Annotated in this window: 11 protein-coding genes and 1 pseudogene; 4 read left to right on the top strand and 8 right to left on the bottom strand. The window is 68.9% G+C overall.

The features are described from left to right. Positions 1–134: 134 nt before the first annotated feature. The gene (locus tag ACZ4EF_RS00520) at positions 135–584 is read left to right on the top strand and encodes a hypothetical protein (protein WP_467501973.1); all 450 of its coding nucleotides are present in this window, start codon (positions 135–137) and stop codon (positions 582–584) included. A 25-nt stretch (positions 585–609) separates the two neighbouring features. Here ACZ4EF_RS00520 and ACZ4EF_RS00515 read toward each other — a convergent pair whose 3' ends face one another. Together ACZ4EF_RS00515 and ACZ4EF_RS00510 are read right to left on the bottom strand one after the other, a co-directional pair. After that, the gene (locus ACZ4EF_RS00515; RefSeq protein WP_467501971.1) at positions 610–1,149 is read right to left on the bottom strand and encodes a hypothetical protein; all 540 of its coding nucleotides are present in this window, start codon (positions 1,147–1,149) and stop codon (positions 610–612) included. Next, positions 1,146–3,578 carry an AAA family ATPase gene (locus ACZ4EF_RS00510; protein ID WP_467501969.1) on the bottom strand — a complete coding sequence of 811 codons (2,433 nt, stop codon included), beginning with the start codon at positions 3,576–3,578 and terminating at the stop codon, positions 1,146–1,148. The genes ACZ4EF_RS00515 and ACZ4EF_RS00510 overlap by 4 nt, the downstream gene beginning before the upstream one ends. Before the next feature lie 224 nt (positions 3,579–3,802). Here ACZ4EF_RS00510 and ACZ4EF_RS00505 point away from each other — a divergent pair, with 224 nt between their 5' ends. Both ACZ4EF_RS00505 and ACZ4EF_RS00500 read left to right on the top strand, forming a co-directional pair. Continuing rightward, positions 3,803–4,546: a hypothetical protein gene (locus ACZ4EF_RS00505; RefSeq protein ID WP_467501967.1), complete on the top strand. Its 744-nt coding sequence runs from the start codon at positions 3,803–3,805 to the stop codon at positions 4,544–4,546. A gap of 183 nt (positions 4,547–4,729) precedes the next feature. Further along, positions 4,730–4,922: pseudogene (locus ACZ4EF_RS00500) on the top strand (hypothetical protein). A 47-nt stretch (positions 4,923–4,969) separates the two neighbouring features. Here ACZ4EF_RS00500 and ACZ4EF_RS00495 read toward each other — a convergent pair. The 3 genes from ACZ4EF_RS00495 to ACZ4EF_RS00485 all read right to left on the bottom strand — a co-directional run bounded on the left by ACZ4EF_RS00495 (position 4,970) and on the right by ACZ4EF_RS00485 (position 18,454). After that, a complete protein-coding gene (locus ACZ4EF_RS00495) occupies positions 4,970–9,151 on the bottom strand; it encodes an Eco57I restriction-modification methylase domain-containing protein (protein ID WP_467501965.1) in 4,182 nt (1,393 codons plus the stop codon). After that, positions 9,151–12,072, bottom strand: coding sequence for a helicase-related protein (locus ACZ4EF_RS00490; RefSeq protein WP_467501963.1), 2,922 nt, complete (start codon positions 12,070–12,072; stop codon positions 9,151–9,153). Before ACZ4EF_RS00490 ends, ACZ4EF_RS00495 begins: the two co-directional genes overlap by 1 nt. 67 nt (positions 12,073–12,139) lie before the next feature. Continuing rightward, positions 12,140–18,454 (bottom strand): protein kinase domain-containing protein, encoded by a 6,315-nt coding sequence (locus ACZ4EF_RS00485; RefSeq protein ID WP_467501961.1) that lies wholly within the window; start codon positions 18,452–18,454, stop codon positions 12,140–12,142. Positions 18,455–18,845: 391 nt separating this feature from the next. Here ACZ4EF_RS00485 and ACZ4EF_RS00480 point away from each other — a divergent pair, with 391 nt between their 5' ends. Then, positions 18,846–19,646 carry a hypothetical protein gene (locus tag ACZ4EF_RS00480; RefSeq protein WP_467501959.1) on the top strand — a complete coding sequence of 267 codons (801 nt, stop codon included), beginning with the start codon at positions 18,846–18,848 and terminating at the stop codon, positions 19,644–19,646. A gap of 1,228 nt (positions 19,647–20,874) precedes the next feature. Here the strand turns inward: ACZ4EF_RS00480 and ACZ4EF_RS00475 are convergent. The 3 genes from ACZ4EF_RS00475 to ACZ4EF_RS00465 all read right to left on the bottom strand — a co-directional run bounded on the left by ACZ4EF_RS00475 (position 20,875) and on the right by ACZ4EF_RS00465 (position 23,780). Then, complete coding sequence (locus tag ACZ4EF_RS00475; RefSeq protein WP_467501957.1) at positions 20,875–22,608, bottom strand: FG-GAP repeat domain-containing protein; 1,734 nt, start codon at positions 22,606–22,608, stop codon at positions 20,875–20,877. A 229-nt stretch (positions 22,609–22,837) separates the two neighbouring features. Continuing rightward, positions 22,838–23,179, bottom strand: a complete 342-nt coding sequence (locus tag ACZ4EF_RS00470) for an FG-GAP repeat domain-containing protein (RefSeq protein ID WP_467501956.1) — start codon at positions 23,177–23,179, stop codon at positions 22,838–22,840. 151 nt (positions 23,180–23,330) lie between these two features. Next, complete coding sequence (locus tag ACZ4EF_RS00465; protein ID WP_355335996.1) at positions 23,331–23,780, bottom strand: DUF2199 domain-containing protein; 450 nt, start codon at positions 23,778–23,780, stop codon at positions 23,331–23,333. Positions 23,781–24,039: the final 259 nt, after the last annotated feature.

The following is a 24,039-nucleotide window of genomic DNA, read 5'->3' as shown; positions in this document are numbered from 1 at the left end:
GATCAGCTCACGTTGCGACGGGACGGCACGACGCCGAAGGACTACGCCGCTACATGTTCCGGGGCGCGGTCCAGGGGTGTGACCGCGGGCTGGTACAGGACGAGATCACGCTCCCCGTTCTCCCACCGCGTGTCGTGAATCGTCAGACCGGGGTGGCCGGTCAGCTGCACTCGCCCGTGCCGGAGATGCCTGCTCCGCTGTCCAACCTGCATAACCGGCGGCGGGCCGGTATCCAGGCGTCCGGGTTACGCGACGGGGAACTGCGGATCATGGGTTGGGTCGCCGTTGCCGACGACCGCCCAAGCTTCAAGAAGACGTTCGCCACTGCCGACTTCGCCGACGTTTGCGGTCTCCACGATCTGCGTGAGCTAACCGCTCGGCCCGGGGTGGTACTCGACGTGGCCTTCGAGCGGCCGGACCCACCGCTCATCGATCTGGACGAGCCACAGGACACGGATTCCGTTCAGCACGCTCTCTTCTTCCCTCGGGACGATGACGAGACGCCGGTCGTGTTCTTCCTGCTCAGTCGGGTCGCGCCGACACTCCGCCACATAGGCTGGCTGCCCGATCTGGTCCGGTCGTAGCCGTAGACGACGCGGACGGCCTCCTCTACGTTCGCGGGCCGCCGACGACCGGAGGGTCGGCCCACGGTCCCGGCGGCGGACCGGGCTTCGGTACGGGACGGCCCGCCTGCGGTTCCCGAGCGGGGGGCGCAGCGGGAGCCGCTGTCGGCGCCGTGGTCCGGGCAGCCGGGATGACCACGGCGGCCGGGGCAGCGGGCGCCCCGTCGAGTGCGTCGAGCAGGGCGTTCACCTCCAGCAGACGCCCCTGAATCTCGGTGGTGCTAGGCGGCAACTCGTGCGTGCGGTGGTGGCAGACGCCGCTGAGCGCGGACCAGGTGAGACGCCAGCGCCGGGCGGTCCCCCGATCCGTGTACGCCTCCAGGCACAGCATGCGGTGCTTGGCGTTGCGCGTCATAGCAGGGGCCACCCTGTGCCAGAAGTCGTCCAGCCGCTGGTCGAGGGCGAGGCGCAGCAGCACGGCGGCGGCGCGGGCCCGTACGCCGGGGCTGAGCGGTCCCGGCGTGCCCGCCGGAGCCTGCAGAAGGGCCTCGGCATCGGAGACGAGTTCGCGGGCGTTGTCCGTCATCGGGCACCGCCCTGCGACACGACCGTTCCCCGGCCACGCCGGATCGCCTCGGCCAGCCTCTCCGTACGCGTCACGAGCTGCTTGCGGTCGTCCAGGGTCGGCAGCCCTGGGTGAGAGCCCTCGTTGAGCTCGTTGATCAGCGCCCATCCCCCGGCGTACAGGCTCTCGACCACCGTCTGCGGCCTCCCGGAAGAGTCACCGAGCAGGGCGAGGGCCACATGCTCCTTAGTGCGCACCAGCGGGGAGATGCGCTCCTCGATCTCCGCGAGGCCAAGGCCATGGTCGTCCCGCAGGGTACGGCGCGCGGTCTCCATGCAGGCGACTTCCAGTGCATGCCGGCACATCGCCGGAATCACCCGGTCGGCGACGCTCTGAGGCAGATGCTGATCGTAGGAGAGGTCACGGGCCTCCTGGAACGCCTGCTTGACGGGATCGCTCCTCTTCTCGACGGTGACGACGGAGTCGCTCTCGCGGGAGATGTGGAGGATCGTCGCCTCGATGCCCAGGTGGGAGATGGCCTGCTCCAGCCGGGTGTCGTGGGTGAAGACGACCACCTGCCGGTGGCGGGCGCACTCGCTCAGGACGGCGGCCAGCCCTTCCACCTTCTGCGTGTCCATCGACTGCACCGGATCGTCGATGACGAGGAAGCCGAACGGGCTGTCGTCGTGCGTCGCGCGCGGGATGAACAGCGACAGGGCGAGCGAGTGCAGTTCACCCTGGCTCATCACGCTGTACGCGGGCGCCTCCTGGTCGTCCACGGAGACGCCGAGCTGTACGCTCCCCCGCGCGGCCGTGCCCTTCAGCGCGATGGACCCGAGCGACACGCTGCTGCTTTCGCAGAGCTTGTTCCACACATCCTGCGACTGCTTCTCGAACTTCGCCATCCGCTCCTCTCTCAGCTCGTTCGTCAGCGTCTTGAACCAGGAGCGAGCCGCTTCGGTCTCCGTGCGCTGCTCCTTCGCCTCCCCGGCCTTCTCCGTCGCATTGAGCCACTCGGCGAGCCGCACGGCCGCGGGCCGCCAGGCGGTGTTGCGGTCGGTGAGCCTGCGGGCGGCCTCCTCGCTGGTCTGGCGACATGACGCGCCCAGCGTCGGGGCGACGCGTTCGACGCGGTTCGCCAGCTCGGCGGGGTCGGTCAGGCTCCGGCACAGGGCCCATTCGCGCCAGAGACCCGCCAGTTCCGACTCCTCCGCCCGCAGCAGGTCGGGGACCGGCTGCACCAGGTCGTGGACGGCACGCTGCGCGGCGCCGAGCGCCCGGCGGGCCGTTTCGGCCCCCGCCGCCTCCGACTGGAGCCGCTCGATCTCCGCCCGCGCGCCGTCCGCCCAGGCCGGGTCCAGACGGTCCGCGGTGCCACAGACGGGGCAGTCGGCGCTCTGGGAGCGGCGGCGGTGTTCGAGGGCGCTTTCCAGAAGCCCGGCGAGCCGTCGCGCATCCTCGGCGTCGGAGTGCCGTACGTCCTCGGCTGCGGCAGCAGCCTCCCGCAGCCGGGCCAGCGCCCCGGCGACCTCCTGCTGGTCGGGGCCGGTCAGGGTGGCGAGTGCCCGGAGGCGGACGTCCGCACCCGAGTCGGTGACCGCGTCCCGGTCGAGCAGGGCGCAGACGGCGTCCGCATCGGGGGTACGTCCGCCGAGTGCCCGAGCAGCCTCGACGGCACGCTGGTCATCGAGTCCGGTCAGAGCGTCGACGGCCGCGGTCTTGAGGGCGCCGGGCCGCTTCTCGATGTCCTTGCACTCCTTGATGCGGGCCGCGAGCAGGTCGTCGATGTCGCCGAGCTGGCCGAGCCCGATGAACCGGGCCAGGGTGTTGTGCAGGGCGCTGAGCGTCCCTTCGACCATCGAGCCCAGCTCGCTGTACGGCAGGAACGGACGGTAGAGGGAGAGCGTCGAGGCGTCGATGCTCTCCTCCAGCTTCTGCTCCGTGCCGTCCACCCGCTCCACCGTCGTACGCGCCTCGTCCACCTTCGCCCCGTACCACGTGCGGCGCACGGTGACCGGGTCGCCGGTGTCGTCCAGGGTGAGCCGTACAGAGACGGTCGGGACCGTGGAGTCGTGCAGGTTGCGCCACCCCTCCTTCCACACCGCCGTACGAGCCTTGCCGTTGCTGCCGTCCCAGCGGGCGTTGAAGCCCGTCAGCGCCATCTCGGCGGCTTCGGCGAAGCTCGACTTGCCGGTGCCGTTGCGGCCCGCGACGACGGTCAGCCCGGGGCCGGGCGGAAGGTCGAGCGTGGTCTCGGGGCCGACGCCCCGCCAGCCCGCCGCCGTGATGGACCGCAGGTACACAGGGCCGGCGCGTCCGGTCCTCTCCGGCGTCGGCTCGGGAAGCATCCCGCGCAGCAGGTCGGCCGCCTCCGGGGCCAGTTCGGACGCGGCGACGCCCGCGGTGAGGCGGTCGTCGAGCAACTGACGCAGAGGGGTGTCGTCGGTCATGTCGGTGCTCCTTGCACGATCAGACGGAGAGCACGACGGGACCGCCGCGCTGTTCACTCCCCTATCTTCCACAAGATACGTTGGCAATGTCAACAGACTTTGCGATGCTCAGAAACTCGAAAACGTGTACGATATAGATCCCGGCGTGGCCACGTAGGCGGCCCACTCGCCCGGAACCCGCGAATGCAACCCCTCTGAACCGAAGTACGAGAAGGGGTCAACAAGTGCAGCCCACCCGACCGAACGGGGCCGAAGACCTCGTGGCCGAGGAATGGCAGGGGGTGCAGGAAGAGCTGGAGCACGATCCGCTGGAGACGGCGCGTACACACGTACACGCCCTGCTCCACCACACCCGCATGCTGACGGGCGAGCCCGGCGACGTCCTCGACATGGCCTTACAGGCAGCCCAGCGCGCCTTCGCCGAGATCGACGCATGCAACTCGCTGCTCGACGCGGCCTCCAAACGTGCTCACGCCCTTGCGCGGGAACTCGAAGACCACCTCGCCGAGGGGGACTCCGGTGCCGTGCCCGGCATCCTCGACGAACTCGACGCTTTGGCGGCCAAGGTGGCCGTTTCCGAGTCTGAGCGGCAGGTCGTTCTGCGCATCCTGGGCATGGAAGATGCTGGGACAGAGGGCGCGCGGACGCCGGCGGACGACCGCGATCCCGTATCCACGCTCACAGCGGCCGGGCTGCCTCGGGTGCCCTCCCTGTACGACGCCGAACAGCCCGGCTACGGCACGTTGACCGACATGATGGCCGCCCGGGAGAGGATCGCCGCCCAGCGCGCCGCCGCGCACGCCCGCCGCTCAGCCGTCGTCGCCGAACACATGACGGAGATCGTCATGCGTCTGGCCAACGTCTCGGTCTCCGACCCGGCACTGAACGAGGAAGCCCTCGCTGAGCTGCGGCACTCCTATGCGCTGTGGCTCGTGTGTGCGGACGAACGGCAGCGGGACGACAGCTGATCCGTCGGCCGCCGCATTCGACCGGCTGGTGTCCGGAGGCACCTGCGGGCACCACGATGTCGAGGGCGGCGGCGGAACGGTTCCGTGGTGTCAGGCCGCTCGCTCAGGGATAGCCTCCGGCCCCGAAGGAAATCGCGGGAGGTGTAAGAGCGTGGCCCGGGTGCACGCGTAGGAGGCAACGCCGTGCCCGACATCATGTGGAGAGAACTCTTCTGCGCGGAGAGTTCCAACCGCTTCCGCGTCGGCATCGACGCCGACGACAATGCGTACATCGCGGTCGCGGGGCAGAAGGAGACGTACCTGACGGACACGCGGGAGGCCCTGCGCACCCCTCATCCGGGACATCAGGGCCGGCAACGCCGATCACCTGCTGTAGCGGTCCGGGCGGGCAAGCAGCAAGGGGGCCCGCCTGGACCGCGCTCGTCAGGCGGTCTCAGGCTCGGCGGGGTGACGCGGGCCATGGCCGGGCGGCGGGGTGAGCGTGGAGATGTAGTTCTCGCCGTCCACGAGGGGCGTGGTGAGGCTTACGCCAGCTACGGCCATGCGGTCGTACTCGGCAAGCACGAGATCCTTGGTGCGGTAGTGGCCGTACTTGGCGATCTCGTTGTTCTTCAGGCCGCCTGACTCCGTCCGGAAGGACTCCAGGATGTAATCCGCGTCGTCGCGACTGATTCCGTAGAGGTGGAAGAAGTACGCGTCGAGCTCGGCGCGGGTCTGTGCTCGGCGATCCTCATCCCAGCGGAAGGGGGCGCCGGTGTCACCTAGGTCTCGGGCGAGCGGAGCCATGTCGAAGGCGGTGTAAACGAGCTCTCGAAGGCGCGGGGTAATGAACGGTGTGTGCGACTCCATTAGATGCGGAGCGGGAACAGGTAGCTGCTTCCAGATGAATAGCCCCATGCTCGTGCTGCCGATCTTCTGTCGGCTCACGTAGTCGAATACGAGAGAGCACTGAGCGGAGATCAGAGCGCCGATAAGAACACCCGATACGGCAGGCAGCATCAACGGGAATTTATGTCCTGCAGCCGTACGCGGAATGAAAGCTGGGATCGCCGTGCGCTCATTAGTCGATGCCGTGACATCACACCATCCGCACAGCCAATCACGCTCCCACTTCATCTCATTCAAGCGCAAATTAACACCAGGAACCTCAACTTCCTTGCCATTCCTGTGAGTGGGGATAAGACCCTGCTCTGCGATCCAGTTCAGAGGGAGGGCGGAACGCGCTGCGTCCTGGAGCTCAGCGGATGTCAGATACCTGGGTTGATTTTTTCGGTTAACCGCCGTCGCACTCGTGACTACGTCCGCTGCGCGATGGTTGAAGAAATTAACCATCTTCGCCTCGTACAAGGGCAGCATCCGCTTCCCATCCCGCGTGAACACATTGCCGGTCAGCTCCCATCCCTCCCCCTCCAACGTCTCGCGGGTACGGAAAAGGTCGGAGTCGTCGGTCATGTCAAAGAGCCGTTTGAAGGCGATCCCCCACGGATTGCCACCCCGCTCCGTCTCGTTCCACAGCACCGGAATACGCCGATAGATGTCTGCCGTAAGGTCCGCATCACGTCGCGTCCGGAAGATCGGCAGCGTGCCGGTGTTGGGATTGATGAGGGCGACCTCCTCCGGGCTGAGCGCGAACACCCTCTCCGAATCGTCCAAGTCCGCCGGGTCCTCCAGGAAAAACGCGAATCGGGCCGCATCCTCCCGAAGGTCTCTGCCGACCAGCGAGAGCAGGCAGAACTTGTAGCGGGAGTCCACCCCCACGAAGAGCGGCTTGCGGTTCTCGAAGTCGCACAGTGCCGCCACCGCCCCCCGCCGGGTGAAGTCGCTGAACAGGTACTGCGCTCCTGCGCCGGTCGCGATGGCCGTCGGGAGGATGCAGCCGAAGCGGCTCCTGGGCGCGGCAATCGTCGCGAAGCGCTCCGCGAACAACTGGTCGGTCTGGAGGGAGTTGACCCCCTTGACCGTCAACCCCCTCCCGCACAGCGGAAACGCCCCCGACGCCCCCGCGAACAGGAACGTGGACTTCACCGCTCGCCGCGCCGTCCGGTATCGCCTCCCCGCCTCCGGGTTCCCGGCCTCCGCGTTCTCGGCCTCCCACTCCACGATCTTCGTACGCCGCGCCGTCCCCGCGATCGCCGCGATCGACGGCTCGACTACGCTGAAGTACTTCTTGTCCTCGAAGTCGACCTTGTCCCACGGCGGGTTGCCCACCACGCACGAGAAGCCGCCCGTCCACCCCGTCGCCGGGTCCACGGCTTCGCCCGTATCACCCGCGCCGGCCTGCCCAGGGACCGTGAAGACCTCCGGGAACTCCAGGTGCCAGTGGAAGAAGTGGTAGAGGTCGCGCAGGTCGTCGATCTCGTCGTGGGTCGCCTTCGAAGCCGACCGGGCCTCGGGGTCCAGCATGGCCTGGAACACCTCGTGAGTGACGGGGGTCGGGGCGTCCTTGGTCTTGCACCACATGAAGGCGGCGCACCAGGCGTCCGCGACGTGCCGGGCGTGGACGTACTCCGTCTGCTTCCGCAAGTCCTCGTATGCCGTCTGCTGGGCGTGCACCTCCCGCAGGTCGCCGGAGGGGGCCGCGATAATCCGGCGCAGGTCTGAGGCGAAGGCGGTGTTGGAGACCTTCGTCTCGACGACCACCTTGAAAAGGCCGCTCTGGCCCTTGCGCTCCTGGTCGTTCTGCTTCTCCAGGAACTTGGCGTACTTCTCGTCGTCGCCCTCGACGGCCTTGAACGCCGTGTTCGGGATGCCACCCAACATCAGCGTGGGCGTTGTGCCCACCAGACCATTGCCGTGCTTGATGTGCGCGTCCAGGAAACCGAGTGCCTTCCCCGGCTCCAGAGCCTCCAGCCACAGCGAGACCTTCGCCAGCTCGACCGCCATCGGATTGAGGTCCACGCCGTAGACGCAGCGGGCGACGACCTCGTGCAGGGCGGTGCGCACGGCGACGGGCGGGGGCTCCGGGTTGCTCTCCCGTACCGCCGCCACCCGCTTGGCGATGCGGCGGGCCGCCGCGACGAGGAAGTGGCCCGAACCGCAGGCCGGGTCGCAGACAGTCAGCGACAGCAATTCCCGGACGATCGCCTCCGACGAGTCCTGCTCGCCTGCCGCCGTGGCGGCCTGCTCGCCGCGCTTCTGGGCGTCATCGATCACCGGGTCGAGGGTGGAGTCGAGCAGGGTCTCGATGAGCGAGCTGGGGGTGTAATAGGAGCCGGTCTTCTTGCGGTCGTTGCCGAGCCGGTTGACCAGTTCGAAGGAGCGTTCGGAAGCGCTGTGCTTGGGGACCAGTTCCAGCAGGGACTCGTAGATGGAGCCGAGTTCCTCGGAGCCCATGTTGCGGTAGTCCACCGGCCGCCAGCGCGCGGTCTTCTCGTCCCGTACGCGCGCGAGATGGCGCACGGCCTCCAGCAGCGAGGCGTTCGACACGGAACACCCCCGCAGAGGGGCGTCGGCGTCGATGTCGTCGAAGAGGCCGCCGAGCCCGGGCAGGCCCAGCTCAGGCCGACCGTCCTCGCACCCCAGCGCGTCGAGGACGATCCGCAGCGCGGCGTACTGGTCGGCGTGCGCGGTGCCCTGGCGGCGCAGGGCGTGGCGGCGAAGACGGGCTGAGCTGAAATACTTGGCGTACCGCTTGCGGGCGTCCTCGCTCGCGTCAGGGTGGTGGAGGGCCTCGCGGTCCTCGGCTACGAAAAGGAAGATCATCCGGTAGGCGAGGCGCAGCAGCGCCGCGTGGAAGCGGTCGACGTCAAGGGTTTCGCGTAGTTTCGTATTTGCCGGGTGGCGCAGGAAGCCCGTGCCGAGAGTGGTGATGGCCCGCTGGACTCCGTCGCGGTGGTGGTCGAGCGCCCGGGTTCCCGAGGCGATGGCTTCTGCGCGCCATTGCTCCAGCCAGCACGCAGACGGTACTCCCGCTTCCCCGGTCTCGAAGCGGGAGACGTGCAGCAGCCTGTAGAGCAGTACGAACTCGCTGAAGAGTTCGCCGTCGAAGATCGCTTCGAGGTCGAATTCAACGTACGCGGCGGTGGCCAGGGCGTTCGAGTCGCGTAGCAGGCGCAGTTGCCGACCGTTGGTGAGAATGCCCCACAGGTGAGCTTCTCGCCGGTTCAGGGACTCCTGGAGGAGGGAGTGCGGGGGTACGGTGCCCACGCCGCCGGGCCGTTTGTCGAGGAGGGCGTTCCAGGCGGCCATGTGGACGGGCACGTGGTGCCAACTGTGGCTAATGGGGAAGACGCGTTCCGGGTCGCTGTCGGCCCGGTACTCGCCGACCGCGACCGTGGTGAGCCGACCGAAGCCCAGCTCGGTGAAGAGCGGTTCCAGCCACTGGTCGGCGGCGAGGCCGGTCGGGTCGGCGGGCAGCTCGGCCTCGGCGCTGACTGGCAGCTTCTCGCGGAGTTCGCGCCAGACGGCCTTGAGGTAGTCCCAGTGGCGCTCGGCCTCGTCGCGGACGGACCGCCGGGGGCCGATCACGTGGTAGTCGGCGGGGCCGGAACCCGGGACGTCCTTGCCCTCCTTGCTCTCCGAAATGCGGACGAGCATGTCGGCGGGGAGCAGCCCGCCGACGGTGTGGACGGCGGAGAAGACCTGGTTGCGGGTGGTGGCGGACATCAGGCGGCCCCTCCGTCTGCGGTGATCGGGGGCAGGTAGACATAGACGCCGAGGATGTCGGCGGGCTGCTGGGCGGTCACCTTCAGGCCCTGCACGATTTCGTCGGATGCTCGCCTGACCCGCCGGTGGGACTCGTGGAGCTCTGCGGCGAGTTCGTCGCCGTATGCCGTCATGTGGTCCTGTACCGCGTCCAGTTGTCCCAGGGTGCGGCGCATCGTCCGCTCCTGGAAGTAGTCGTCCGTGTTCTCGACGGCCTCGGCGGTGAGCAGGTCCAGGGCCTGTTCCTCGGGGAGCCAGACGGGGTTCTTCGCCGAGCCCCGGTAGGCGAGGAGGCGGGCATCCTCTGCGACGATCCGGCGTGTGCCCTGCCGGGAGGGCAGGGTGAGGTGGAAGCGGTAGCGGACCAGGAGCAGCGTCGTGGGGACGGTCACGGCCTCCGTGGAGACCACCCCGCAGCGCCGGGCGGGGCGACGGCCGGCGGCCTCGGCGTCGAGGGCCGCGTTGAGGACGTGGGCCGCGACCGCTCCGACGACGGGGTCGGTACGGACGAGGGCGGCTTCGCCCCTGGCCACGGCAGACGTGGTGCGGAACGGGATGGGCCGCCCGGACTCGACCGCCTCGGCTCCCGCCACAGGGGCGAGGGCGTCGCGCAGTCCGGCGGGAGCTCCGCTGACCTCGGCCGTGAAGTCGCCCGAACCATCACCGGCTTCGACGATGTGTGCTTCGAGGGCGGCCAGCGCGTGGCGGACGAACCCGCTCACCTCGTCCGCACGGCCCAGGGTGTCGCGAATGGCGGCGACCTCGCGGGCAACCTCCTCGGGGTGGATGGCACGCTGGGCGAAGCGGGAGCGGGAGGTCGTCTCGCGTTCCGCGGCGGAGTTCCACTCGCTCTCCAGTGCGGCGGCCCTCGCGTCCACAGTCTCCAGCGCTTCGGCCCCGAACAGCCCTTCCTGCTGGGGCTGTTGGCCGCGCATGAGGAGCCATTCGACGATGGCGTCGGTCACGCCGGAGGACGCTTCGTCGGGGACGGAGACCGAGATACCGAGGTCCTTGCGAATCTGACGGTGCTTGGCGATGAGGACTTCGAGGACCTTGCCATCGATGCCGTTGTCGATGCCGTAAAGCGTGATGACGCGGACCTTGTCGCGCTTCTGTCCGTACCGGTCCACTCTGCCTTCGCGCTGGTCGTGGCGGGTGGGGTTCCATGCGAGGTCGTAGTGGACGACGGCGTCGAAGTGGTGCTGGAGGTTGACGCCTTCGGAGAGGCAGTCGGTGGCGACCAGGACGCGACGGGCAGCGGAGTCGTCTCCTGCGAGTGTCGCCAGCTCCTCGATGCGGGTGAGCCGCTGCTGCGGGGAGAGGGTACCGGTGACGGCCTTGACGACCGTCTTGGCGCCGAGCTTCTTCTCCAGGTGCTCGGCGACGTACTCGGCGGTCGGGATGTACCGGCAGAAGACGATCGGGTGGTAGCCATCCTTCAGGAGCGCCTTGAGGTGCCGGACGAGGGCCGCGAGCTTGAGGTCGCTATCCGGGCCCTCCAGGGCGGCGGCCCGTTCGGCGAGGTCGGCCAGCCGGGCTCCGGCCCCCTCGGTCTCCGCGCCGGGAACCGCGTCCAGGCCCTCCAGGGTGTCGCTGTCCGCGGAGTCCCGCGTCAGTGGGGCGGCAAGGCGGTCGGCCTCTTCGGCGCTGGCGGCGACGGCTGCGGCCGAGCGGGTCGAGAGGGTCTGGGCGGCGGCCCGCGGCGAGGAGACCAGGGAGCGCAGCAGGGCGATCGCGGACCACCAGGCGATACGCGCCTCGCGCCGCCCCTGCTCACCTGCCGCCTGGACGCGCTCGCTGGCGTAGGCGATGGCGTCGTCGAGCAGCGCCCGGTAGGCCGGGGACAGTTTGTACTTCTCGTCCTTGGACTCACGGTCGGAGGGGAACGCGGTCTCCTCGGCCAGACTGTTGTCGGCGAGCCCGCTTTCCTTGGTGAGGTACTGGCGTACATCTGCACGCTTGCGCTGTACGAAGTGCTGGGCGAGGAGCCTTCGTCCGCGGTCCGTCTCCAGGTTCACGTCGGCCAGTTCCGGAAGCACCAGACCGAGGAGATTGCGGAAGCCGGACTCCTTGCCGCTGTGCGGGGTCGCGGTGACCAGCAGCAGGTGTCGGTCGGTGTCCGCCGCTACACGCCGCAGAAGCTCGTAGCGGAGCTGGTTCTGGGTCGAGACGGTGTCGTCGGCGGCGACGCAGGTATGGGCCTCGTCGACGATGACGAGGTCAGGGCAGTGCCGTACGAAGTCGTCGCGGTGCCGGGTGGACTTGATGTAGTCCGTGGAGACGATGACGTGCGGGTACCGGTCGAACAGGGACTGGCCGAGGTCCAGGCCGCGTTCGAGGCGGGAGACCGTGGAGGCGAGGACGAGTTCGGCGTCGATGCCGAACTTGGTCCGCAGCTCCTCCTGCCACTGCTCGGCCAGGGCCGGCGAACAGAGCACGGCCAAGCCCTTGGCCTCACCCTGGGCCAGGAGTTCCTTCGCGATCAGGCCCGCCTCGATGGTCTTGCCGATTCCGACGTCGTCGGAGATGAGCATCCGTACGGTCTGCTGCCGCAGGGCCATCAGCAAAGGGACGAGCTGGTAGGCGCGGGGCTCCACGGCGATGCCGGCGAGGGAGCGGAACGGCCCTGCGCCGGAGCGGAAGCCGATCCGCAGGGAGGAGCGCAGCAGCCCGGCCGCCCGCTGATCGCCGAGGTCGGCCGGGGACGGGGGCGCGAACTGAGCGTCCCGTACCTGCTCGAACGCGGGGAAAACGGCCGAGATGTCGTCGTCGGAGCCGCCCAGGGGACGCAGCACCAGCAGGTCGGGCTCGCTGTCGGGAAGGACGACCCATTCGCGGCCACGGGCGGTGACCAGGGAGCCAGGGGTGTAGGTGTGCATCATCGGGGCTTCCTCGCGGAGGTGTCAGCCGGTTCCACGGCCGGGCGGGGCGGACGGTGCGGGCGGGCTGTCATGAGGACGGTCCGAGGCCGAAGTAACGGGCGTGCTCGGCGGCGATGGCGTCCCAGTCGCTTCCTTCCGGGAAGCGGATGACGTCCCACCGGGCGAGGTACAGCCGCTCCTCGGCGTCCTCGTCCCGCGCCGCGTCTTCCTCGGCGTCCGCGCCGCCGAGGAAGACGGCGAGGTTGACCCCGGGCATCCGGTAGACGAAGTCGGGGCGGGCGTCGGCCTCGGGGACCGTGATCCCCGCCTCGTCGGGCAGCCGGAGGCCGCGCTCCCTGAGCCAGGTCAGGAACTCCGCCTCCACCGACGTGAGCTGCGGGGCCTCACTGATGGTCGCAGCGGCGGACGCCGCCACCACCAGCCTTTGGTGCTGATCGGTCGTCGTTTCGCCGCGCCTCTCGCTCGTCGCCTCGGCGGACGCGAGCCGCAGCAGCAGGGCGGTGACCAAGCCGCGGTCGATCACGCCATGGTGGAGCTGGTTGCCGTATGTCAGCAGGCACTCGTAACAGCCTCGCGCACAGGGCCGGTCGGGGTGGGGTCCCTTCTCGTCCTCACCGTGCTCGTCGAAGTGGCAGATGGCGAGAGCCTGCCGGGCTGCCTTGGCCAGAGCCTGCGGTTCGGCCTGGAGCCGCCGGAGGACGCCCGCTCCTCCCTCGGCGGCCTCGGTGAACAGCAGCCGGTCGCGCGGTCCGTCGGCCGGCGGCAGCAGTTCGCTGGTCAGCTCGGAGTCCTCCAGCTCGAAGGCGGTCTCGATGCCGCGCTCCAGGGCGTACATCAACGTCAGGGCGACCGGGTCCGGCAGCGGCTCGTCAAGGGTGACGACGAGGATGTTGCGGCGGTCCTCGACGAACGGGATAACCCGCTTCTTGCGGCGCTTCTCCTTGCCGTCCTCGTCGATGACAGGCATCTCGCTGGAGTCGCCCGAGGCGTCGGAGGCGTCCCGCTCGTTCATCCAACGCCCGTCGGTGGGGTCGAGCCAGTAGCCGGCCGGCTCGTTGTCCTTGGCGCGCAGCCTGCCGACGTTGGTGATGCGGACGGTGGCGGAGTCACCGTAGGTGAGGGTGGCGAGCGGACCGGCGAAGTCGGCGACCCGGGCGTCCTGGCGCCCCCTGCGCGTGCCGTGCCGCCGGAAGCGGTACGACGTCTCCAGTCGGAACCCGGCCCGGCGGCGCTCCTCCTCGTCGGAGGAGATCCGCTCCCGGCGCTGGGTATAGACGGTGTGCAGGTGCAGCAGATTGTAGGTGGGCGCACCCAGCGGCTTGTCGCACATCTCGCACTTGTCCCGGCGTTGCTCGGGTTCGTCGAGGTAGCCGCAGTGGGCGCAGCGGCGGGCCTCACTGGTGGAGATGTCGCCCGAGGAGTCGGGCGGCAGCTGGATGCGGGTGACCTGGTAGCGGGCGCCCTCGTGGTAGATGAGCGCGCCGGGGCCGAACTCGCGGATCGCGAGGAAGCGGGGCCTCTGGAGATAGTCCCCGTCGCCCTGACGGCCACCCCGGGTGGGGATGAAGGCGGCCAGCGGCAGCCGGGGGAAGGAGTAGCCAGGCAGGAAGCCCTCGGACGCGAGGTAGCGGTAGGGGTTGAAGTCGGACAGGACCGAGCGGTTGTCCGGGCTCTCGTTCTTGAGCAGGTTGAGCTGGGTCTCGGCCTGCGTGCGGCGCCGGAACGCCTGCCGCCGGTCGCCCTCGGTCAGGGTGTGGTCGAGGACCCGCTTGTTCTGCACGTACTGGTCGACGAGGGCCGCCCGGTACAGGTCGCGCCAGCGGTCGAAGGCCCGGTCGAAGTTGCGCGGCGCCTTGCGCACGGCGTCCTCGATCCACCGCTCGTCCCACCATGTGGTCTCACCGAACTGGGGCAGCAGCGGGCCGAGGATGCGCCGGGCGGCGTCCACCGTGCGGGCCTGCGCGCCGGTCTCGTGGGAGGCGGCCAGGATGTCGTCGCGGAGAGCGAGGCCCGGAGCCGGGCTCCCGAAGGTCTCGCTGTGGGCGATGTCGAGGATCTGCGGGATGGCCCGCCCCAGCGTGAGTCCGGCCTCGGCGAGCCAGATGCCCTGGAGGTGCGAGCGGACCAGGTCCTCGTTGGCCAGGTCCAGGCGTGGCGGGACGACGGCGCCGGCCACCATGCGGGCGGAGTGGCGGAAGTAGTACTGGTCGTGGCTGTTGCCGGTGGCGCAGTAGGTGGTCACGAGGGCGGGCTGGCCGCTGCGCCCGGCACGACCGCTGCGCTGGGCGTAGTTGGCCGGAGTGGGAGGGACGTTGCGCATCATGACGGCGTTGAGCGAGGAGATGTCGACGCCCAGCTCCATCGTCGGGGAGCAGTAGAGCAGCTTGAGTTCGGCCTTGCTGAAAGCTTCCTCCCGCTTCTGCCGGTCCTCGGGGTCGACCTGCGCGGTGTGCTCGCGCGCGAACAGGCCGGACAGGCCGTCGGCCGTTTCGCGGTAGAGCTGGCGGAAGAAGGCGTTGACGCGCGGGCCGTCGCCACTGGCGTACGTACGGGTGAGGGGATCATGGGCACCGGTTTCGCCCTTGCCGGCCCGCCAGATGATGGAGGCGGCCGACACCCGGTAACCGGTGGCGGTCGTCGACGGCTTGCGGAAGCGCCCGGCCTTCTGCGGGGCCACGGACACCTCGGTCACGAGCCCGGCGTTCCTGAGGACCTTCAGCAGATCCTCGATGACCGTCTGGAGATCGGTGTTGTCCAGGCCCTCACGGAAGCCGCGATGCGTGCGGCGCAGGTACTTGCCGTACTTGCCGCGCGCGGACACGAAGAGTCCCGCGCGGTCCATCCCCGGCTTCGAGGACTGGGGATAGGCGGTGGCGACCTTGGGCGTGTCGCTCTTGGAGAGGACCCACGGGTCGACCAGCCTCTCCTCGCTGGCGCTCTGGAGCGAGTCGAAGTCGTCACGGAAATACTGGACGTCGATGGCGAGCGACCGGCGCATCTCGTCGAGCAGCGCCTTCATGATCTCGGCACGCAGGGAGACGTCGGCCCCACGCAAGGAGGGGTGCGCCTGCTCCCAGCGTTCCTGGCGTTCGGCAACCCACTGAAGGTCGGCGTAGTCGATCTCCAGAAGCCCCGTCTGCTCCAGGTTCGGCATGGTGACGCGCCAGCCGCGCTCCAGATCGAGGTAGAGCCGGAAAGCGATCACATCCCGCAGGGTCCTTGCCGCGGCGGCGGCCAGCCGCGGGGGCAGGTCGGACTCGCCCGTGTACACGGCGGGCTCCAGGGCGAGGGCATTGGAGACCCGAGAGGTCAGCTCCTCGTGCTGGATACCGTCCGGGCCTGCGGCGACGGCGGCCCGGTACAGCGCCCCACGCAATTCGGTGACCTGGACGAAGTCGTTGAAGTGGCCGGCCTGGAGGGAGGCGTCCTGCCGGTTGTCGACGAACGTGAGGAGCTTGCGTGCCTCCTTGGGGAGCGCCGCCTCCGGCACACTGTCCAACGAGCGGACGACGGATGCGGAGATCAGCGAGGTCGCCGAGGAGCGGCCTTCCTGGTCCAGGGTGGCGAGCTTGGCGAAGTCCTTCCCGCGGGTCTGCTCGTAGGAGACCGAGCAGTGCAGGCAGAACAGGAACGGGGCGGGGATGAACGCCACGTGCAGTTCGCCCTTGGACTCGATTCCGTACGGATCGACGGTGACCGCCCGCGGCAGCCGGTCCCGGTAGGACTTCTTGACAACCTCCTGGCCCCTGTCGTCGATCTCCAGCCAGGACTCGGGCAGCCGCCGGTCAGCGATGGCCTCTTCCGGGGTGTGGGGCCAGGGAGGGGTGTGCAGGTAACGGTCCGTGTCGAGGTAGAGGTAGCCGTCACCGGCGCGGCCCCCCGTGGCGGCGGTGTCGCGGCGCGGCTCGTAGCGGACCTCGCCGTCCTTCTCCGTACGCCACACGGTGAGGTACTCCTGACCGCACTCGCGACAGAAGGCGAGCGGCATCAGGACGTGTCCGTCGGTGCCCGGACGGACCCGCTGGTAGTCACGGGTGGGGTGGCGGTCGGCCTTGTTCTCCAGGGTGACGTAGACGGTGTCGCCCTTGGACAGGAACTGGTGGAGCCGGAAAGCGAACAAGGGGCGTTCGGTAACGGGGTGGTACGCCTGCGAGCCCGCTTCCAGCGTGGCCCGAAGGGCGTCCGCGCACTGCTCCTCCGGCACCCCGCTCTGCCCCGCGAGTTCGGCGGCGGCCTCCTCGATCTTCCGGGGTTTCTGACGCACGAGCTGCCCCGTGGCCTCGTCGGTGCCGAGGCCGAAGTACGTCTCGATCCAGCGCGCGAGAGGATCGGTCACAAGGTCGGCGTAGGCGCGTGGGGCGGCGGTCTCCGTGAGGCGCTCGGCGGGTACGACGGTCGGGGTCTCGCCGGTGGCGCGGACCAGGGTCTCGCCGATGATGTGCTCGGGGCTGACCTTCGTGCCGAAGAGCTTGGTCGCCATGTCGGCCACCACGTTCTTCTGCTCCTCCAGGCTGCCTTCGGTCGACATCGTCGCGGAGGTGCCGATGCACTGCACGTCGTCGGCGTGGCAGGCGTCACGCACCCGGCGGATCAGCAGGGCGACGTCCGCACCCTGCCGGCCCCGGTAGGTGTGCAGTTCGTCGAAGACGAGGAACTGCAATCCTTCGGCCATGGCCACGAGGCTGTCGCGGTCGTCGGGCCGGGTGAGCATCAGCTCCAGCATCACGTAATTGGTGAGCAGGATGTCCGGCGGGTTCTTGCGGATCTTCTTGCGGGTCTCGTCGTCCTCCTGGCCCGTGTAGCGGGCGAAGGTGACCGGCTCGTTGCCGGCGCCGTAACCGTTGCGCAGGTACTTCTCCAGCTCCTTGAGCTGGCTGTTGGCGAGGGCGTTCATCGGGTAGACGATGATGGCCCGCACCCGCTTGGGCGCGTCGGGCCCGGCCTGCTTCCGCTCCTTGAGAACCCGGTCGACAATCGGGACCATGTAGGCGAGGGACTTGCCGGAACCGGTGCCGGTGGTCAGGACGTAGGAGACGCCGGCCGCGGCCGCGTCGATCGCCGCACGCTGGTGACGGTGCAGGGTGAGCGAGCGGCCGTCGCAAACGGTGGAGTTCTCGGACTTCCCCGCCTGGAAGATTTTTGCGCACTCGTCTTGCAGGACCTTCTGCGCGGCGAGTTCCGCGACCGTTCCGGCGGAAGCGAAGAAGGGGTTGAGCGACAGCCAGGGGTTGGGCCACTGCGACTTGTCATCGAGGTCCTTCTTCACGAAGTCCTTGATGCGTTCGTCCCGGATCACGGTGCCGCCCTCGGTGAACGAGCGGTAGTCCTTGATGAGCTGCTCGTGCACACCGAAGACGTCCATGCCCGAGCCGGACAAGGAACGCTTCACGGGCTCCGGTGCCGCCGGCTCGGAAGACTGCGGCTCGGTGACCGAGGCGGCCTCGTTGGCCGGCCGCAGCAGCCACTTCACCGGGTCGAAGTCCTGCCAGACAGGAAGAGCGCTGCCCTCCGCCACGAAAAGAAGCAGCGCATCCCGGACGGCGACCGCGTCAGCAGGGCGGTCGGCGGGGTTCTTCGCAAGGAGACGGTCCACAAGGCGGGCCAGCGCCTCCGGCACATCAGAACGGAGCAGACGTACCGGCGTCGGCTCCTGATTGACGTGCTTGTCGCGGAAATCAAAGGCGGTGTTGCCCATGAAGGGCGGGTTCCCCAGGAGCATCTCGTGCAGCATGCACCCAAGGGCGTACAGATCGGCGGCCTGGGTGACGAGGCTGCCCTCGAACTGTTCCGGTGCCATGTAGCGGGCCGTGCCGACGGTCACTCCCGTGCTGGTCAGCTTGGTGCCGTCGGGATCGTCGACAATCCGGCCGATACCGAAGTCGAGGACTTTGACTGCGCCACCACGGGTGAGCATCACGTTGCGGGGCTTGAGGTCCCGGTGGACCACGCCGGCAACGTGAGCGGCGGCCAGGGCGTCGGCCATCTGTGCCCCGATGGCGGCGGCCCAGGACACCGGAAGCTGCCCTTCCTCCGCCACGAGGTCGGCGAGCGGATGCCCGTCCAGGAATTCCATGACCAGGAAGGGAAGGTCGCCGTTGGTCTCGTCTACTCCGCCGTCGATCGTGCGGGGCAGGTTGGGGTGGCTCATCAGATGCATGATCCGCACCTCGCGCGCGAACCGCTCCACCGCCTTCGGGTCGGTGCGGGTCTCCACCAGCGTGCCCGAGCGGCGGCGGCGGATGAGCTTGAGGGCCACGACACGGTCGGGAGAGTCCTCGGCCTCATCCAGGTCCTCGGCGCGGTGTACCTCCCCCATGTTTCCCGAGTCGACGTAGCTCAGCAGGCGGAACCGCTCTGCGACCGTCTCGGAGCCTTCACTCATGCTGCTGCCTCCCCTTGCGGCCCGCCGAGAGGGCACGCGATTTCCCCATATGGCGGGCGCGCCCACTGTGACAGACAGGAGTACCCGCGGAAGGAACGTACACGAAAATCAGAAACTGAGCAAGCGACGTCGTGTTAGCGTCGTCAACGCACCGATCTCTGCGGTGGGCCATCTTGGATCCACGGTCCACCCATACGAGCGCAGGCGCACGGTGAGACAGGTTGAAACCCAGCAGGCTCCCAAGCCCCACCCCTGCGTCGCGGCTTGGGCGAACGCCGACATAGCCGTATCGGAGCAACGACCTCCGTGACCAAATGGCGACGGACCGCACGACCTCCGTCGTTAGTGTGCCCGCGAAGACAGACCATCGCAGCCGGAACCGGGAGAAGAAATGGGCGATCTAGCCAAAGCAGTAGCGGAACTTGAGAATGAGGTCCAGGACATTCGCGAGTTGCGAAAGATCGTGGAGCGGCTCGATACCGAGATCACTGCCCACATGGAAGAGATCGAGGCTGTCGGTGCTGAGGTCCTCGACCTCCAGGGCGATCTCGACAATCAGATCGCCGAGCACGACTACATGGCTGTCGAGCAGTCCGTCGCCTCTTTGCGAGGGCTGGTGGACATGGAGACAGTCCTTCCGGCAATAGACGCCGTGCTGCTCCTCACCGCCCTGCGCGACGACGGGCCCGTTCCCGATCTCAGCCTGCCCCTGTCATCGTTCGACGACGATAGTTCCTGGGATCATCCTCAACTGTCGCAGGAGGACCTGGACCGCGCGTTCAAGATCGCGCTGGCACGGGCGGACCAGGACTGGGAAGAGATCTGGGGTGATCACTCCTGGGAGGACCTCGGCGAACGGGACTCCCATCGGGCCGAGGACCACGCTGATGCCGAGCGGGAAGCAGTGAAGGACCGGGCCAACCAGGCAGGGGTCCACATCACGGAACTCATTGACCACATCGGTGACACGCTGTGGCCCGACCTCGTGGCGGCGGTGGAGACGGGCGACCGCGAGCGTGCGGTCCGGGCGCTGGCAGCGTCGTGCGCTGCCGCACGGGAAGCCGAGGCCGCCTACAAGTTGTACGAGGTCAATCTGTCACTCCAGTACGAGTCGTCGCCGATATCCCTCGGTGCCATGGGCGAGTTCCTGAGCGGTGCCGAGGCATGGTTGATGTCGCCGAAGGCTGATTGAGAGGCGTGGTTCGCGCGTCTGGCTCCATCTGGTGCTGAAGCGGTGGCACCCAGGAGAGCCAGTTATCGCGTCAGCGTGGCCGCGGAGCATTTTCAGCCACCCGCAAACGCAGTCGATTACTCCACGTGGCCTCGCCAGAATTGAGGCGACCACTCCCGGTGCGCTGCTGGGACTTCGACGACGACAAGCCCAAAGTCCGCTGGACGCGTCCGCGCGCTTCAGCGCACATGAGCGGCCGGAGCACATTGCGATCGTGCGGGTCTCCTGCGGAGAGCTCCTGGCGGACCTGACCGTCCCGAACGGCATGGGGAAACTGGGCGAGTTCGGCGGGCCGGCAGCCGGACTCGACGCAGACGCCCTCACGATCCGGCTGAAGCAACCGGAGCGGCGAGGATTCCCCGCCCTGGAACAGGATCCAGACTCCGACGACCACCGTGACCCTGGGAGCCATATGGGAGCCGATTGGCTCCCCGAGACCCCGCGAGGCCAACCCGAGGCCATCCAGGCCAACCCTCTGACCAGCAACAATGCCAAATGTCCAGCCAGCGACCTTCGTTCGACGGCATTCGGGACGAAGTGGTCGTGGGTTCAAATCCTGCCGCTCCGACTGGTGAAACTGCAGGTGAGGGGCGGTCTTCCGATGCGGAAGACCCGCCCCCACGGCGTTGTGGGAGCCTCCCGGGTGGTCGAGGTTGGAGGCGGCGGCGGCACAGATGCGGTATGTGCTGACGGCAGGTTCGAAGAATGGGGCTGCGATCAGCGGGGGGACTGAGTCCGACTGCTTCAGGAGGCGGAAGCCCGGCTGTTGGGCCCATGCCCTGAGGGACTTCGCTGAGCCGTATGCGGCGGTTCACGGTTCGGTCATCACAGCGAGGCTGACCGGAGGGACAGCCACAGTGGAGTTCGGCGTTGGCGACGCCGCCGGCCATGTCCTTGACAACGGCTGTCAGGGAGGCCGTGACGACGTGGTCGGCGGGGGGCGGGGTGGGGCCCGTCAGGGGTTCCTGGTCCGCCTCGTCGGCGTGTTCGGTGCCGCGGAGCGGACCAGTGCGGGGACGGCTCCGCCGGCTCGGTCGCCGATACCGGGCCGGCCGTGGCTCGGAGGGCATCCGGCCGGGTCATCGTCCCCCATGGATCACGCGGATAGCGCGCGAGCTGCTACGCGGCGGGGAGCTGGCGGTCAGAGGGCGGTGTTGTACGGGTGGGCGGGGAGGACTCCGGTGAGCTCTCATTTGGCGAAGGGGGCGGCGGCGTTTCCGGTGCCGAGGTAGCGCCATGTCGTGCCGGTGCTGTCACGGGTGATGAGGTCGGGCTTGCCGTCGCCGGTGAAGTCTCCGGTTCCGGTGATCTGGGTGTAGATGTTCCAGCCCGGACCGATCTTCGCCCGCGCGGCGAACGTGCCCTTGCCCGTACCGGTGTAGAGCCACAGGACGCCCGCGTTGTCCCGGGCGATCAGGTCACCGGCTGAGGAGCCGGCGATGTTGCCGACCGCGACGATCCGGCTGTAGATGTTCCAGCCCGGCCCGACCTTGACCCGGTCGGAGCCGGTCAGTTGGTGGCTCTCGGGGTAGTACACGGTGTCCTCGCGCCACAGGACGCCGGAACTGTCGCGGGCCAGGATGTCCGGGGAGCCGTTGTCGGTGTAGTCGTGCGGAGCGGGCGGGCGCGCGACGGTGAAGCCGCCGCTCACGTTCAGCGTCGGCCCGAGGTTGTCGTACGGCTTCGCCGTGATCTGCCAGGTGTAGGCACCGTTGGGGGCGGAGCCGCTGTCGATCCCCCCCGTCCAGTCCATGAAGATCCGCCCGGCCCAGTCCATCCGCACCCAATCGGTGGTGTTGTCGGTCCGGTCCAGATGCCACCGGCCCACGGCTCCCGTCGCGGTGTGGCGGAGGGTGACGGTCACTTCGACGTTACTGCGGGACAGTTGCCACCGTGCCTTCCACGGCGCCGGGTCGAGAGTCGCCACCGCGGGGACGCTGGAGCCGAGGAGAGCGAGCTTGGTCGGAGCTCCCTTGCTGGCGACCATGTCGGCGACCGGCGCGCCGTCGGGGCCGACGGAAACCCGGTACACGCCCTCGCCCTTGGCGACGGTGCCGCCCGTCACGAGCACCGCGCCGTCCGGCGCCGGGACGACGGTGGTGGCGTGGTCCAGGACCTTGCGCACGGCGCCGCCGCCCACCGGGACGGCCCGCAAGGAGAAGTCCCAGTCGGCCGAGCCCGCCCCGAGCTGTGTGTCCGGACCGAACACCGCCCAGTTCCCTGCCAGGCCGGTCAGGGGGTAGCCGGGACCCAGCGCGGACAGCCGCGTCACCGTGCCCGTGGCCCGGTTCTCCACGCTCAGCACCGGAGCGTTCCCGGTGCTCACGCTGGACACGTACGCCGGGGAAATGGCGGTCGTGAATCCGGCCGAGGCGAGGTGCGACGTGGTCGCGGTACCGGACGCGAGGTCGACCACCGCGAGACCGTCGGCCGTGGTCCCGCCCGCCGTGGAGGTCTTGTAGGACAGCGCGAGCGCGCCGGTCGTGGCGGCCGCCGCCCGCAGTCCGAAGGCACCGCTGGGCAGGCCCGTGACCACCCGGTCGGTCGTGACTCCGTCAGCGACACTCATCAAGTGCGCCTCGGTGCACGTGTCATCCGTGGGATGCGGCACCCGGCACGCCACCACCGTCGATCCGACGACCCCCTTCAGGGAACGGTTCCTACCCAACGGAACGACCGAGATGTCACCGGTCCCCATGTCGTGCAGTTCCACCCGGTGGTCCGTGTCGTACTCGGTGCCGCGCTCCAGGGCCACGACGTCGGACACCGACCCGTGCATCAAGGTCGCGGTGGACCGGCCGATGTCCCTGCCGAGCGGCGTGGTGGCGCCGCCCGCGTACCGGGTCCACAGCAGGTCGGAGTCCAGGCCGATCGAGAGGAAGCCGGTCGTACCGGCGCCGATGACATCCGCCGGAACCGGCAACGGCGGCGTAGCGCGGGGCGCGAGGCGCGAGGAGGGACGGTTCGAACGGTACCGATCCGCCGGGAACGTGAATCCTCCGGCGGCCCCCCACGTTCGAATTCGCCAGGATCGTAGCAGTCCACGGTCTTGATCGCCGAGGTCCGCGCGGCGGGCCCGGACCCCGACAACCTGACTGATCTGCGGCTCCGCGCCCCGGCCGACGTCGACAGTGACACCTCCCACCTGGTGATCAACTGTGCTGCGCAAGCCGGGAGTTGGCGCGTGCCGGGGTCAGAAGGTGCCGTTGAGGCCGTACCAATCGGCGCCGGTCCTCGATGCCGTCACCGGTGAAGTCGCCGTGCCGGGTCATCGCCGTCATGGAATTCCAGCCGGGGCCGATCAGCCGTCCGCGACCGCTGCTGCCGGGAACGAACCACAGCCGACCGGCCAGGTCGCGGGACAGCACGTCCGCGTACCGGTCGCCGTCGATGTCCCCGAACCCCGCCTCCACCGGGCGCTTCTCCGCCAGCCACCAACCGTAGGACGGCTCCGTGCACTCGCGCTCGGTCTTGAAGAACTTCAGCGAGGTCATCGTCCGCAGATACGAACCACCCGCGCCTTCCCCCGCACTGCCGGGCTGCTGGCGGGACACCGATCCGGCGAGCCAATGCCCGGCGGTGGTGGGGTACTTGACGCGATCGGGAACGCGGGCGCCGGGCCATATCGGTTTGCCTCGGGTGTGGTCAGGCCGGGTGGAGTACCGCCGTGGCGATCTCGCGGACGCGGGCGGGCGTGATTCCGGTGCGCTGTTCGACGGCGAGGGGGTGGTCGGTGGGTTCGAGCTTGATGAAGGGGCGGGTGCCGAGCGGCCGGGTGTGGGCGTTGGTCTTGAGGTCGGTGGTGCTCTCGGGATAGAGGGACAGCTCGGTGCTGAGCCAGCCGAAGTACGGCTTCTCGGCCTCGCGGCCCTCGGTGTCCCACAGGTCGACGGCGCGGGCGAAGCTGTCCTTGCTCAGGGAGACCCAGACGCCCCACGAGAAGACGTCCTCGCCGCCGATCACGGGTATCTCGATCAGGCCCTTGATGAAGAAGTGCTGGCCCCTGATGACGCACTGGTCCGACGACAGCATGCTGTTCGTATCGGCCTCGAAGGCGGGGTCCCAGACGTCCGGGGCGGGGGTCGAGTAGCTCATGGGGAGCTCCGCGTGATGGTTTCCGCAGCACGAACACGTGAAGCCGAGATCGTCAGACATGGCGGGATCCTAGTGGTCACGAAGCGCGAGGCCGCACCCCGAGGTTTCGGGCCCGCGCCCCGGGGATTCCCGTTGCCCGTACGCATCGCCGGGCGCGTACGGGTGGATCGGTTCCGTGCCGGAAGCCGCCGTCCCGCGAGACCTCGGGGCCGGGCGCGGGCCGAGCTGAGCGTGGGACGTGGGACGTGGGACGTGGCGG

The organism is Streptomyces sp. NPDC025721, assembly GCF_055558595.1.
Note: the sequence above shows the minus strand (reverse complement) of the source record. Positions and strands in the feature narration are given on the sequence as shown.

Coding starts and splice junctions, on each gene's coding strand:
- ACZ4EF_RS00480 (WP_467501959.1), top strand. CDS start 18,846: ATGGGCGATCTAGCCAAAGCAGTAGCGGAACTTGAGAATGAGGTCCAG.
- ACZ4EF_RS00490 (WP_467501963.1), bottom strand. CDS start 12,072: ATGATGCACACCTACACCCCTGGCTCCCTGGTCACCGCCCGTGGCCGC.
- ACZ4EF_RS00515 (WP_467501971.1), bottom strand. CDS start 1,149: ATGACGGACAACGCCCGCGAACTCGTCTCCGATGCCGAGGCCCTTCTG.
- ACZ4EF_RS00495 (WP_467501965.1), bottom strand. CDS start 9,151: ATGTCCGCCACCACCCGCAACCAGGTCTTCTCCGCCGTCCACACCGTC.
- ACZ4EF_RS00470 (WP_467501956.1), bottom strand. CDS start 23,179: ATGACCTCGCTGAAGTTCTTCAAGACCGAGCGCGAGTGCACGGAGCCG.
- ACZ4EF_RS00465 (WP_355335996.1), bottom strand. CDS start 23,780: ATGAGCTACTCGACCCCCGCCCCGGACGTCTGGGACCCCGCCTTCGAG.
- ACZ4EF_RS00485 (WP_467501961.1), bottom strand. CDS start 18,454: ATGAGTGAAGGCTCCGAGACGGTCGCAGAGCGGTTCCGCCTGCTGAGC.
- ACZ4EF_RS00510 (WP_467501969.1), bottom strand. CDS start 3,578: ATGACCGACGACACCCCTCTGCGTCAGTTGCTCGACGACCGCCTCACC.